11 protein-coding genes are annotated in these 13,200 nt (G+C 45.4%); all 11 read right to left on the minus strand.

Going from position 1 to position 13,200, the window contains the following annotated elements; all coding sequences use genetic code 11:
* Nucleotides 1-44: 44 nt before the first annotated feature.
* On the minus strand, nt 45-758 hold the full coding sequence (locus ABJF92_RS14130; RefSeq protein ID WP_446816430.1) for an ABC transporter ATP-binding protein: 714 nt from the start codon (nt 756-758) through the stop codon (nt 45-47).
* Nucleotides 755-1,636 (minus strand): ABC transporter ATP-binding protein, encoded by an 882-nt coding sequence (locus tag ABJF92_RS14135; RefSeq protein WP_446816431.1) that lies wholly within the window; start codon nt 1,634-1,636, stop codon nt 755-757. The genes ABJF92_RS14130 and ABJF92_RS14135 overlap by 4 nt, the downstream gene beginning before the upstream one ends.
* Entirely contained in the window at nt 1,633-2,907 is a 1,275-nt protein-coding gene (gene livM, locus ABJF92_RS14140) for a high-affinity branched-chain amino acid ABC transporter permease LivM (RefSeq protein WP_446816432.1), read from the minus strand. The genes ABJF92_RS14135 and livM overlap by 4 nt, the downstream gene beginning before the upstream one ends.
* Nucleotides 2,908-3,819 (minus strand): ABC transporter permease subunit, encoded by a 912-nt coding sequence (locus tag ABJF92_RS14145; protein ID WP_445975609.1) that lies wholly within the window; start codon nt 3,817-3,819, stop codon nt 2,908-2,910.
* Between the two features lie 81 nt (nt 3,820-3,900).
* Nucleotides 3,901-5,013 (minus strand): branched-chain amino acid ABC transporter substrate-binding protein, encoded by a 1,113-nt coding sequence (locus ABJF92_RS14150; protein ID WP_446816433.1) that lies wholly within the window; start codon nt 5,011-5,013, stop codon nt 3,901-3,903.
* A 393-nt stretch (nt 5,014-5,406) separates the two neighbouring features.
* A complete protein-coding gene (locus ABJF92_RS14155) occupies nt 5,407-6,453 on the minus strand; it encodes a divergent polysaccharide deacetylase family protein (RefSeq protein ID WP_446816434.1) in 1,047 nt (348 codons plus the stop codon).
* Between the two features lie 89 nt (nt 6,454-6,542).
* The gene (locus tag ABJF92_RS14160; protein ID WP_446816435.1) at nt 6,543-7,817 is read right to left on the minus strand and encodes a S41 family peptidase; all 1,275 of its coding nucleotides are present in this window, start codon (nt 7,815-7,817) and stop codon (nt 6,543-6,545) included.
* Nucleotides 7,818-7,856: 39 nt separating this feature from the next.
* Entirely contained in the window at nt 7,857-9,005 is a 1,149-nt protein-coding gene (locus ABJF92_RS14165; protein WP_446816436.1) for a murein hydrolase activator EnvC family protein, read from the minus strand.
* An 8-nt stretch (nt 9,006-9,013) separates the two neighbouring features.
* Nucleotides 9,014-10,543 (minus strand): 2,3-bisphosphoglycerate-independent phosphoglycerate mutase, encoded by a 1,530-nt coding sequence (gpmI, locus tag ABJF92_RS14170; protein WP_446816437.1) that lies wholly within the window; start codon nt 10,541-10,543, stop codon nt 9,014-9,016.
* A gap of 101 nt (nt 10,544-10,644) precedes the next feature.
* On the minus strand, nt 10,645-11,550 hold the full coding sequence (locus ABJF92_RS14175; RefSeq protein ID WP_446816438.1) for a LysR substrate-binding domain-containing protein: 906 nt from the start codon (nt 11,548-11,550) through the stop codon (nt 10,645-10,647).
* 228 nt (nt 11,551-11,778) lie between these two features.
* Nucleotides 11,779-13,155 (minus strand): glyceraldehyde-3-phosphate dehydrogenase, encoded by a 1,377-nt coding sequence (locus ABJF92_RS14180; protein ID WP_446816439.1) that lies wholly within the window; start codon nt 13,153-13,155, stop codon nt 11,779-11,781.
* Between the last annotated feature and the right edge of the window lie 45 nt (nt 13,156-13,200).

Here is a 13,200-nt window from a genome sequence, read left to right on the forward strand (position 1 = left end):
ACAAGATCGCGTTTTTTTTTAATCATACCGCAGAGTCGGAGTGTTTAGTGACCGCCTAAATACGCCTCACGTACTTCAGGATTAACCAGCAGCTCATCACCGCTCCCCGACATACGAATTTCACCATTCACCATCACATAACCACGGTCGGCTAGCTTTAAGGCGTGGTTAGCATTCTGCTCCACTAAGAAGATCGTCATGCCAGTACTGGCCACGTCTTCTAGAATTTTAAAGATTTGCTTCACTATGATCGGCGCCAATCCCAAGCTCGGTTCGTCTAATAGCAGTAGTTTAGGGCGGCTCATTAAAGCTCGAGCAATGGCCAGCATTTGTTGCTCACCACCCGACATAGTAGAAGCCCTTTGATTACGACGCTCTAATAGACGAGGAAACAGTTCAAACATCTTCTGCATGTCTTCTTCCGCATGATCCATCCCAATCGGAATTGTCCCCATCAACAGGTTTTCTTCGACCGACATACCCGGAAAAATACGTCGCCCTTCTGGTGATTGCGCCAAACCATTCGATGCCACATAGTGAGCAGATTTTTGTGAAATATCTTCTCCACGATAAATAATTTCACCAGCAGAAATTCTCGGTTGCCCAAAAATAGACATCAACAATGTGGATTTACCAGCACCATTGGCGCCAATTAGTGTCGCTATTTCCCCTTCGTTGACACTTAAAGAGACTTTCTTTAGCGCCTGAATGGGTCCGTAGTGGACATCGACGTCTTTAAATTCCATTAATGTACTCATAAAGACACCTCTTCACCTTCTTCTGCACCAAGATACGCAGCAATTACTTTGCTGTTGTTCTTAATGTCGTCTGGGCCACCTTTGGCAATGACCTCCCCTCGATCAAGCACCACAATATAATCGGAAATATCCATCACCATACCCATATCGTGCTCAATTAGTAGCACGGTTGCATTATGCTCATCACGTAGTACGCGAATCATCTTGGTGAGTGCTTCCGTTTCAGAGGGGTTCAGACCTGCAGCAGGCTCATCTAAACAAACAATTTCCGGATTAGTACACATGGCTCGAGCAATTTCCAAACGTCTTTGCTGACCATAAGAAAGCTCACCCGCCAGGCGATTAGCAAAGTCTGCAAGATCCACCACCCCTAACCAATAAAACGCTCTTTCTAGCGCCTCTTCTTCCGCTCGCTGATAAGCCTTGGTGTTTAAAATGCCCGCTATCATGCTGCGATTGGCCTGCATATGCTGAGCGACCAGTAGGTTTTCCACCACGGACATTTCTTTGAACAAGCGAATGTTTTGGAAGGTACGAGATAATCCCGCACGGTTTACCAAATGAGAGCCCCCAAACATCTTGTATTTAAGACGCCCGAGAAACGCCAGTGGCGAAAAGTAGTCACTGGTTTTAAAGGGTTCACCCAGCACTTTAATAATACTGGTCTGGCGACCACAGGCTGACAAATTAATGTCTCCGCCGGTTGCCTTATAAAAACCTGTGAGACAGTTAAAAACAGTCGTTTTGCCCGCACCGTTAGGACCAATCAACGCTGAAACTGAGCCACGTTTAATATCAAAAGTGACATCGTTAAGGGCCTTAATGCCACCAAAATGCATTACTAAATTTTTTACTGCTAAGATATTTTCTTGGCTCATTTGATGACTCCTTTTCTTGCGGCAAAACCTGTTCGTGTCACGCGTACTATGCCCCTAGGTTTCCAGATCATCATAACAACCATCAAGATACCAAACATCAGCACTCGATATTCCGCAAATTCCCGTAGTAGTTCTGGTAATACCGTCAAACAAAAAGCAGCGATTACCACACCTAATGTGGAGCCCATTCCGCCTAATACCACAATGGCAAGAATTAAAGCCGATTCAAAGAAGGTGAAAGATGATGGATTCACAAAACCTTGGTACGTTGCAAAGAAGACCCCTGCAAGACCTGCGGTTGAAGCTCCCAACATAAAGGCCGATAATTTCACCAGTACGTGGTTTAGCCCCAATGAACGACACGCTATTTCATCTTCTCGAAGCGCTTCCCAAGCGCGTCCAATCGGCATTTTTACCAGTCGATGCTTCACAAACAATACCGCCCAAACCACTATGAATAGAATCAAGTAGACAAACATGTATTTATAAGCGGAGTCATAAGGGATATTAAAGAATTCATGAAAGGTCTCCCCATCTCGGGAACGCCGTTTAAACTCCAATCCAAAAAGAGTCGGTAGTGGCGCTGAAACACCATTTGGTCCATGAGTGAAAGACGCCCAGTTGGTTAGCACCAAACGTATAATTTCACCAAAACCTAGGGTTACGATGGCCAAATAGTCACCGTGCATTCGCAATACCGGAAAGCCTAGAATAGCCCCTGCAATGGCCGCCAATATTGCCGCAATAGGCAACATAGACCAGAAACCCAAGCCAAGGTTTTCATAACCTAACGCTAAGCCGTAAGCACCAATGGCATAAAAACCCACAAAGCCTAGGTCTAGCAAGCCTGCTAGCCCTACTACTATGTTTAGTCCCAAGCCCAGTAGAACATAAATGAGTCCAAGGATAATCACCGTCAATACATACTTAGAAGCCACAAACGGCACCAGTAAACCAATGGCAATGACCACAGGAATAATCCAGACTAGCTTCGACTTGTGATCTGGTGAGCGAACCACCACACCGTCGTCGTTATTCGCATACTGAAACGCTAACGCTTGGCCTTTAGCGGTTTGGAAAAAGCATGACACTACAAAACGACCAATGGCGACGATACCCACCATCCAAGCCACACGATCGAACTGAGCGTTAAACTCATAACCGTCTAACACCACACCCACAATCGGGCCAAAGACGATTAAGGCCAATAAGCCAGCTAAGAGACCATCTATCAGGCTTTTATTAAAATTAATTGAACTGGATGCACTCATCTATACTTTCTCCACTTCAGGTTTACCCAACAGACCACTCGGACGAATGATTAGAATAAGCACCAACAAAGAGAAGGAGAAAACGTCCTTATAATCCGAGCTAATTAAGCCTGCAAACAAAGCTTCTGATAGACCAAGAATCAATCCGCCCAACATAGCACCCGGTAAAGACCCTATGCCGCCTAATACTGCTGCGGTAAAGGCTTTGATACCGATAATAAAGCCGACATAGAAGTCGAAAGCACCGTAATCGAGGGTGATCAACACACCCGCAAGGGCGGCCATGGTGGCACCAATCACGAAAACGATGGAGATAATACGGTCGGTGTTAATACCCAAAATAGACGCCATCTTACGGTCTTGCTGAGTCGCACGACACATACGGCCTAATTTGGTTTTTTGAATAATATAGGTCAGTACTCCCATACCTAAGAAAGAGGCAATCAGGATAAAGACCTTCATGTAAGTGATTTGCACAAAACCATCACCCACATCAAAGCGCAGAGCCCCCGTCAGTAAGGTTGGCACACCCTGCTGATTCGCCCCCTGACTCAATTGAACATAGTTTTGTAAAATCAATGACATACCAATCGCAGAGATTAATACCGATAGACGACTCGAATTGCGCAATGGGCGATAAGCAACTCGTTCAATAACCCAGCCGTAAGTTCCCGTCACAACAATGGTGATGAACAGTGTCCCGAGGATAATAATAGGGAAAGATTCCAGACCAAAAAAAGTCAGTAACGCAATGGCAATAGCCGTGATGTAAGAAGACACCATATAAACATCACCATGAGCAAAGTTAATCATGCCAATGATGCCGTATACCATGGTATACCCGATCGCAATAAGTCCATAAACCGAGCCAAGAGTCAGGCCGTTTACCAGCTGCTGGAGAACGATATCCATCGTAAGACCTCGTGAGAGTGGTAGAAAATAGAAAGGAGGCTTATCAACCGCGTGAGTTGATAAGCCTAGATCGACTAAATATTAGTTGAGTTGAGTGTAAGCACCTGTGCCGTCCCATTCGTACATTACGTAATCGGACACAGTTAAGTCACCTTTAGAATCGAAGGTCTTCTTACCCATTACCGTATCAACGGAATGAGATTTCAACCAATCAGCACCCTTGATTGGGTCAAGGTCATTATTTGAAAGTGCAGCGGCCACCACTTGCATCGCAGTGTATGAATAAAGCGTGTAACCTTCAGGCTCATACCCAGCACCACGGAATTCTTCAATCACCTTTTTACCTGATGGGTAAGAGGTTGGGTTCGCACCAAATGTCATTAGCACGCCATCGACGTATTGAGGCGAGCCCGCAACTGATACAAACTCATCCGATACGATACCGTCACCCGACATAAAGATGGCTTTTGAACCTTGCTCACGCAACTGACGAACCAATGGACCAGCTTCTGAATGCAAACCACCGAAATAAACCACGTCAGCATCGACAGAACGGATCTTAGTGATCAAGGCATTAAAGTCTTTTTCACCACGAGTTAGACCTTCATACATCACTTCGTTTACACCAAGTGAGTTCAAAGTAGATTTGGTCGCATCCGCAAGGCCTTTACCATAAGTGTCTTTATCGTGAATAATCGCTACGCGTTTAGCGCCTAATGTGTCAACAATGTAGCTTGCAGCCACATCACCTTGTTGGTCATCACGACCACATACACGGAAAACGTTATCTAAACCACGCTCAGTAATTTGAGGGTTAGTAGAGGCTGGCGTAACCACCATCACACCCGCTTCTTCATAAATATTAGAAGCAGGCAAAGTTGAAGATGAACAGAAGTGACCGACCACAGCAACGGCTTCGTCAGAGTCAACTAATCGGTTAGCAACCGATACTGCTTGTTTAGGCTCACAAGCATCATCTGCTTTAACAAGCTTAATCATTTCACCGTTCAGACCACCAGCAGCGTTAATATCTGCTGCAGCTTTTTCAGCCCCTTTCCAAAGTTGTTCACCGAAAGCAGCGTAAGCACCTGTGTGCGGTCCCGCGACACCAATGACTACATCGGCCTGAGCCAATGTAACAGTACCCGCAACAGCAATTGATAGCAGTGTTCTTTTAACAAGCATATTTGACATAAGAAGAGCCTCTATTCATTTTGGGTTTTATCGTTATTATTCAAAAGCAAGAAGCGTTCCAAAAAAAACAAACCTGTGAAGGACGTGTATTTAGGAACTGTTATGGCAACGGATGTTCATATTTTGCGCACCACAACGTCGCTAGAGATTAATCTTTGACCTATCAATGGTCAATAGTTAAGCACTTAAATGGGGCATCAGCCACTGAAGATATTTACCAAAAGTACAAAAATCGCGATATGAATAACCACGGAATAGAATAATGAGCGCGCTTATTGGCACTAAAGACAGACTTCACGCTTAAACCATGCAATCTGCCTTTTCATATTAGAACAATTAGTTAACAGACATAAAGCCTACAAGGGAAGACGTTTGGTATTGGACTTCTGTCTATTATTTGGAGGGGTTAATCAAGATGTCAGTTAACGGTGCTAACTGCACGCCATCACCTTTTATCTGCTGTAAACGCTTGTGTAAATAGGCCATCGTCTCAGGGTATGGATGACCTATCGCTAAGGCAACGCCTTGTGAACGCGCAGTTTTTAATAAGCGGTTAAACTGCTTATCAATGGCTTTTTCATGGCGGATATTGTCTAAAAATACATCACGGCTCACCGTTCTCAACCCATAATCCTTTGCCGTTTTTTGCGCAACGCTTTTAGGGCTAGTTAAACTATCAATAAAGAACAAAGAGCGTTCTTTAAGCGTTTCCATCACCCAGTTCATGGGGACTTGCTTCGTCGTTAGCAGACTCCCCATATGATTATTCACCCCAACAATACCCGGTAAGCTATCAATATCTTTTATCAACGAAGATTTCAATTCTTGCTCTGTCATGTTGGCATATAGGCCACCTGGGCCGAGTTTTAGCTCTCGCTGATTTTCCATGGGCGCATGTAACAAGGTGATACGCTTTTGTTGCTGAGAAACCTCAGCGGTTTTCAAAGCAAATGGTGTACTAGGTAAGATTGCTAGGGCGACTTGAGAAGGTAGCTCTAAGGCCCCCTCCATTCCTTTGCGATTGTAGCCTAGATCATCGATAAGGATGACTATCTTAGGCAATGTAGACGTCTCTTTCTCTTCAGGCTGTACCACTAAGGCTGCAGATTCCTCCTCTTGGTCATCTGCAGCCAGCTCAGCCACTTCACCTTGATCCATTTCTGAAACGTTAGCAATAGCTTCTGGCGTGAAATCAGGCAGGCTTTCCAACAAAGGTGAAACAATAGGATACCAAGGTGCTACTGGCCCAAGCACGCTAGGCGTGGACTTCGTCGAATCAGTAGCAGAGCTTGCATCATAAACAATAGGTCCAAGCCAATGCGGTAATTCAGCGGTCGTTTTAGAGGGCGCTGCCTTATCACCTACCTGTTGTAAAACAACCGGTTCTGCCGAGTTTGTTTCGAGCTTAGGCTCTTCTTGACCCTGCGCGCCGTTTGTCATTGCCACTAATACCAGGGGGATTAGCCGCACTTTTTTTAATAAATTTAAGCCTTTCACTTTTCGCTTTAACGCATTGTTCACAAAAAACATCACTGAGTTTTATACAACTTGGGGAAGGACTGAAGAATGAGAGTAGCTTGATAAAGCTGGTAGTCGGTTTGTGACAACTCATTGATACCAGTGGCGACATGAGAGCTTTTATATTCTTCGCCACCTGTACCATTGCTAAGATGACCTTTCAGTTCAGACTCTTTTACGAAAAAGTGGTTGGTATCTAACGTCAGCTTAGCTTGGGGCACAGTTAAATCTGGCACAATCCCCTGAGCTTGAATCGAGCGACGGTTGGGGGTGTAATACAAAGCGGTGGTAATTTTGACGGCATCACCATTGGATAATGGCACTATGGTTTGCACTGAACCTTTACCAAAGGTTTCGACACCAATGATGATGGCTCGACCATGATCCTGCAAAGCACCTGCGACAATTTCCGAGGCCGACGCCGAACCTTCGTTCACCAAAACCACCATCGGAGCTTTTAGCAAGCGAGTGTTCGCAAGAGACGCTAAATATTGGTTTTTAGATATTTCGTGACGACCGTCTGTATAGACAATCAAGCCTTTATCAATAAAAGCATCCACCACCCCTACTGCACTTTGCAAAATACCACCAGGGTTATTACGCAGGTCCAGCACTAGGCTTTCTATTTCCCCTTCGCTTTGTAAATCATCAATGGCTTGGTAGAGGTCTTCATCGCTATTGCTCTGGAACTGACTAATTCGGAAGTAGGCTAACCCAGGTTTTAACCATTTCGAGGTCACGCTATTTTCTTGTACCAAGCGACGCTCAACGTCGAATTCTAAACTTTCTTCACCACGCTCAATATCTAGATGAACTGATGTGCCAATTTCACCACGCATTAAGTTGACAATGTCTTGCATGGTTAAATCTGTGATTAAAGTGTGGTCGATTTTAACGATCAAATCACCGGGTAATATGCCTGCATGCGCCGCAGAGGAGTTATCAATCGGGGTAATAATGGTTAATCGCTTATCTTTAAATTCGACTTCTATACCGATACCCGCGTACTTACCAGAAGTTAGTTCGTTAAATTCGGCAAGCTCTTCTTCGGTGAAGTACTCTGAATGTGGGTCAAGGGCAGAAACCATGCCTTTCAAGGCTTTTTGCATGACTTCCTCGTCACTTAGTACTTCCACATAACCTTCACGGATGGTTTCAAATGCTTCCACAAAAGATTGGATTTTAATGATAGGGGACTGCCCTTCAGCCGCCATGACAGACACAGGTAGGAATAGGACGAAAGACAGGCTGGCCAAAGCACGAATACATGTCGATTTAATACTCATTAGCAATTTTTCTCCGTATGCTTTACGCCTTGTAATCACTTAAGAACGAACCCAAGCGAGTGGTTTGAGTGGTGTACCGTTATGTCGAATGGCGAAGAACAAACCCGCATCGGCACGACCACCTGAGCGACCCACTGTTGCCACTCTATCATTTGCGCCGACCCACTCACCAACCTCTTTCAATAAACTTTGGTTATAGCCATACAAGGACATATAACCGTCACCATGGTCCAATATTAACAGAAAACCGAAGCCGCGCATCCAATCAGAAAAAACGACTCGTCCCTGATAAATAGCATGTACGTACTCGCCTTCCTCCGCCCTTAAGGTCACGCCACCTAGATTAACTCGACCATCGGTGGGTAAAGCAGCAAGTTTTGGTAAAGGTTTAATAAGTTTTCCGCGTTGGGAAGAAAAAGGAACGTCCTGATCAGGTATTTGGATTTCAGCCAATGCCAAAGCTTCTTCGAGCTGCTGCAAAAGGGACTGTAAATTCTTTTGATCTTGGGCAATTTGGGCAGTGCGCTGCCCACCAGTTTGTAAGTCTTTATCGATTTTCGCCAATAATTTACGGCGCTCTAGTTGCTGACCCTTCAATCTTTGACGCTCTTCCACCAGCACCGCTTTTTCTCTGGCTTGTTGGGCACTGTGGCTACGAATACTTTTCTCGACCAGTTCTAAATCGCCCACCTCATTAATAAAACCATTTATCAATGAGGTACGGGCATTAGAAAAGTAACGGTTATACTGCACCAAGCGCTGTGCTTGCTCGGCACTGGTGCCGTTTAGCAATAATTTAACGCCTTCTTCGTCACCAGAACGATAAACCGCCCTCAATTGGGCGGCTATTTGTTCGTTCTGTTGTTGGATACTCCTCTGCAGCGACTTTTGCTGCAGGCGGAGATCACCAAGCTGTTGCTCGCTTTTCTGTATGCTCTGCTCTATCTGCTGCAGCTTCTTGATCAAGTCTTGAATGGCCTGCTCTTTATCTTCAAGCTGGCTTTCTACTCCCGTTCGTTCCGACTTCAGCTCTTTCATCCAGCTATTGAGCTTTTTCAAATCTTTTTGCAATGCTTCAATTTGCTGTTTGGCTTCTTCTGGCGTTTGCGGCTCGCCTGCCGCCCAGCTCACACTGGGCAGTAGGGTGATCAGCAATACACAGATGATGGAGCGAAAAGAGAACAACATTGTGTGTCTCACTGGCGAGTCAACAAGCTTACGCCTGTCATTTCTGCAGGTTTTTCCATGCCCATCATATCCAACAAGGTTGGCGCGATATCACATAGAGCACCGGTTTGAATACCTAGACCCGCTATTGGTGTAACCAAAACTAATGGCACAGGTTCGATCGTGTGAGAGGTTAATGGCTGAGTCCCATCATCACTTAGCATCTGCTCAACGTTACCGTGGTCGGCCGTGATAAGGCACTGACCGCCATTCACTTCTAACGCTTTAAGGATACGACCAATACAAGCATCTACCGCTTCTACTGCTTTAACCGCTGCTTCGAAGATACCGCTGTGCCCCACCATGTCGCCGTTGGCAAAGTTACAGATAATCGTATCGTATTTACCCGCTTCAATGACTTCGACTAACTTGTCGGTCACTTCTGGCGCGCTCATTTCAGGTTGTAAGTCGTAAGTGGCAACGTTTGGTGACGGAATCAGCTCGCGCTCTTCTCCATCAAACAAAGCTTCTTCGCCGCCATTAAAGAAGAAAGTAACGTGTGCGTACTTCTCTGTTTCCGCGATACGAAGCTGCTTTTTGCCTGCGTTCGCCAACACTTCACCTAAAGTATTGCTTAGCGCCACAGGCGGGAAAGCAACATCCGCTTTAATGTCGGAGGCAAATTCAGTGAAAGTAATGAAAGCAGATAACTGAGGTGTGGCTGCGCGTTCAAAACCAGCAAAATCTGCATCAGTGAAAGCACGAGTCAACTGACGAGCACGGTCAGGACGGAAGTTAGCAAACACAATCGTATCGCCATCTTCTACGCTCACGGCATCGCCAATAACAGTTGCTGTGACGAACTCATCGTTTTCATCGCGTGCATAAGCTTCTTGTACAGCGTCTTTAGCACTTGCTGCTTGATGAACACCTTTGCCCAATACAATAGCGTCGTAGGCCGCCTGAACACGGTCCCAACGGTTATCACGGTCTAGTGCGAAGTAACGGCCAGTCAAGGTAGCGATTTTACCTGTCCCTAACTCAGCTAGTTTCGCTTCAAGATCGGCAATAGGGTCTTGTGCAGAACGAGGTGGGGTATCACGACCGTCGGTGAAACCGTGAACATAAACCGCTTTCGCGCCACGCTTCACGGCCATTTCACACATCGCCATGATTTGCTCGTGATGGCTGTGTACACCACCCGCAGATAACAAACCTAGAATATGTACCGCTTTACCAGACTGTACGGCTTTATCAATCCCAGCAACTAAGGCTGGATTTTCATAGAAACTTCCATCTTCTATGGCTTTACCAATACGAGTAAAGTTTTGGTAAACCACTCGACCAGCACCCAAATTCATATGGCCAACTTCGGAGTTACCCATTTGACCTTCTGGCAAACCTACTGCTAAGCCAGAGGTTTTAATTAGAGCATGAGGCTTATTTGCCCAAAGCGCATCCCAGTTCGGCGTATTGGCAGCGGCAATGGCATTAGACTTAGAGGTTTCGCTATAGCCCCAACCATCTAGAATAAAGAGTGCTGTTGTCTGCTTTTTCATATGAACTTAATCCCATAGATTGATGATGACAATGGCTTGATACTAACAAGTTTTGTAATTTTATTACATATCCGTTTAACTATTCGGACCATTAATTCTCTTTATGATTCGCGGCATTTCGCCAATAGCCAATCCCTAAAAGTCACCACCTGCTCTAGGTCTGCCTTGTCGGCAGGGTAAGACAAAAGGTATTCATGTGTCGTTGCTACCGGCTCTCCAAATGGCGCTACCAGCTCACCACTGGCTAAGCTACGTTCAGCAATAATGGTCGGAATTACGGCTATCCCCATAGTATTTTTCGCCGCCTCCAACAACATATGAAAATGCGCAAACGAAGTGCCTACATAAGAGCCACTTTCTAAGTCTTGTGAGACCATCCAGTCTGGCCAAGCATTAATACGGGATGACAAATGCAATAATTGAAATTGAGTAACATCTTCTGCCTGCCAACTGCCCTGTGGGCCAGACCCGGTAGCGGATGAAATGAGTTGTGGAGAACACACAGCAACAACCTGTTCTTGTAACAATTGATGAGATATCGCCCTAGGCCAATGGTCTCCACCATAATGTAAAATAATATCAATGTTTTCAGGGTCAATCTTCGCAGCATCGTCTAATGAACGAATTTTTATCTGAAATTGCGGATGGGAAGACTGAAACTCAGCAAGACGAGGCATCAACCAATGGGAAGCAAAGGTTGGCAAGGTTGAGATTGTTAACGTGGTTTTTTCGTCTTCTCTATGGAGCATACGCAAGCAGGCGTTCTCCATGCCATCCAACAATGGTACGACTTCTTTATAATATGCCGCTCCTGTTCCTGTGAGCACCAAGCGTTTATTTAGGCGAATAAACAAGTCTCTGGCCAGAAACTCTTCGAGATTGCGAATCTGGCGACTCACCGCACTTTGAGTAAGATGCAGCTCCTCTGCAGCACGGGTAAAACTTAAATGTCGAACCGACGCTTCAAAACACTTGAGCGCAGTGGAGGACGGGATATAACGCCTCATGTAGCTTCCATTTTTACTGTGTATAAGAAAATATTAACTTTACCGTATAACTCACCTATCCCCAAATAGAAAACCTAGGTATAGATTGAAAAGCCAAGGCTTTACCTTCTCATGACATAGGTATTGCCATTCAGAGAGTGAATAATTACGGGTTATAGACCAAGTCCACAAACAAAAAAAGTGCGCCCTAAAAAGGACGCACTTTTAAAACACTAACCTTTTGCTCGCTTAGGCAGCCGCATCTTTAATGAGCGCACAGCCTTGCAGGTTAGCTTGAGCGAGTTTTTCCATTAAACGTACCACCTGACAGCTGTAGCCGTATTCGTTATCGTACCAAACGTAAAGGATGGCTTGGTTGTCACGTACTTTTGTTGACAGGGAGTCCACTACCCCGGCTTGCTGAGAACCAATAAAATCAGAACTTACGGCATCAGCTCCATCACTGTAGCCAATTTGTCCTGTCAGTTCAGCACTTTGAGAAGCCTCTTTGAGCAACTGATTAATCTCGTCAACGCTTGCCGTCGCCTTTAGGTTCAAACTTAATACGGCAATGGATACGTTAATCACTGGAACGCGAATGGCACTACCACTCAGCTTACCTTCTAAGGAAGGAATGGCTTTGGAGACCGCTTTCGCTGCACCGGTTTCTGTCATCACCATGTTCATACCCGCAGCACGACCACGACGGTCGCCTTTATGAATATTATCAATCAGGTTTTGGTCATTAGTGTAGGCGTGTACAGTTTCCACATGACCCGACTCGATACCGTATTTATCTTCCAACACAGACAAGATTGGCGTAATCGCATTGGTGGTACAAGACGCAGCAGAAACGATACGATCATCATCCGTTAAGTCTTGATCATTCACACCGAAAACAATGTTTTTCATAGCTTTGCCCGGTGCAGTGAGGACGACTCGCTCAATACCCGGACGATTTAAATGAACACTCAAACCGTCGTGGTCACGCCAGCGACCTGTGTTATCCACTAGCAACGCTTGATCAATGCCATGAGCCTGGTAGTCCACCTGAGCAGGATCACTTGCGTAAATGACTTTTACGGTTTGACCATTAATAATTAAAGCTTGATTCGATTCGTCGACTTTTACCACACCATCGTACGTACCGTGTACGGAATCGTATTTAAGTAGGCTGGCACGTTTGGTTAAGTCATTATCACAGGCTTTGCGAACTACAATGGCGGCCAATTCCATGCCTGGCGTGGTATGCCCTAATGTACACATTCGACGTGCTAATAAACGACCAATTCGCCCAAAACCGTACAGTACAACCGGTGTGGTATCTGTGCTTTTTGAAGACTGAGCACTGATCAATGTTTGTACATCTTGCTCAGCAATTAGGCTTTCAAGTTCAACGGAAGTTTGCTGCACATCACTGGCGAGCAACTGCTCCAACACTTGATAGACTTGCACAAGATCTAACTCTGGATACTGCTCAAAAGTCGCCATAAGTGCCGTCACAGAATCAGCCATTAGGGTATTCCCCGCAAGCTGTACTTTAACCGCTTTTTCACGACCAAGTTTACCCAACAGTGGAATCATAGATTCCGCTTGTGAAAGTGCTTGTAACCAAGTGTTTGTCATTTTCTGCCCCCGAAAAAAGACGCTGTGTGATCAAGATGAGCGCAG

Source organism: Marinomonas sp. (assembly GCF_039940335.1).
In the GTDB taxonomy this organism is placed as follows: domain Bacteria; phylum Pseudomonadota; class Gammaproteobacteria; order Pseudomonadales; family Marinomonadaceae; genus Marinomonas.

Coding starts and splice junctions, on each gene's coding strand:
- ABJF92_RS14175 (WP_446816438.1), bottom strand. CDS start 11,550: ATGAGGCGTTATATCCCGTCCTCCACTGCGCTCAAGTGTTTTGAAGCG.
- ABJF92_RS14165 (WP_446816436.1), bottom strand. CDS start 9,005: ATGTTGTTCTCTTTTCGCTCCATCATCTGTGTATTGCTGATCACCCTA.
- ABJF92_RS14150 (WP_446816433.1), bottom strand. CDS start 5,013: ATGTCAAATATGCTTGTTAAAAGAACACTGCTATCAATTGCTGTTGCG.
- livM (WP_446816432.1), bottom strand. CDS start 2,907: ATGAGTGCATCCAGTTCAATTAATTTTAATAAAAGCCTGATAGATGGT.
- ABJF92_RS14130 (WP_446816430.1), bottom strand. CDS start 758: ATGAGTACATTAATGGAATTTAAAGACGTCGATGTCCACTACGGACCC.
- ABJF92_RS14145 (WP_445975609.1), bottom strand. CDS start 3,819: ATGGATATCGTTCTCCAGCAGCTGGTAAACGGCCTGACTCTTGGCTCG.
- ABJF92_RS14160 (WP_446816435.1), bottom strand. CDS start 7,817: ATGAGTATTAAATCGACATGTATTCGTGCTTTGGCCAGCCTGTCTTTC.
- ABJF92_RS14180 (WP_446816439.1), bottom strand. CDS start 13,155: ATGACAAACACTTGGTTACAAGCACTTTCACAAGCGGAATCTATGATT.
- ABJF92_RS14155 (WP_446816434.1), bottom strand. CDS start 6,453: ATGACAAACGGCGCGCAGGGTCAAGAAGAGCCTAAGCTCGAAACAAAC.
- gpmI (WP_446816437.1), bottom strand. CDS start 10,543: ATGAAAAAGCAGACAACAGCACTCTTTATTCTAGATGGTTGGGGCTAT.
- ABJF92_RS14135 (WP_446816431.1), bottom strand. CDS start 1,636: ATGAGCCAAGAAAATATCTTAGCAGTAAAAAATTTAGTAATGCATTTT.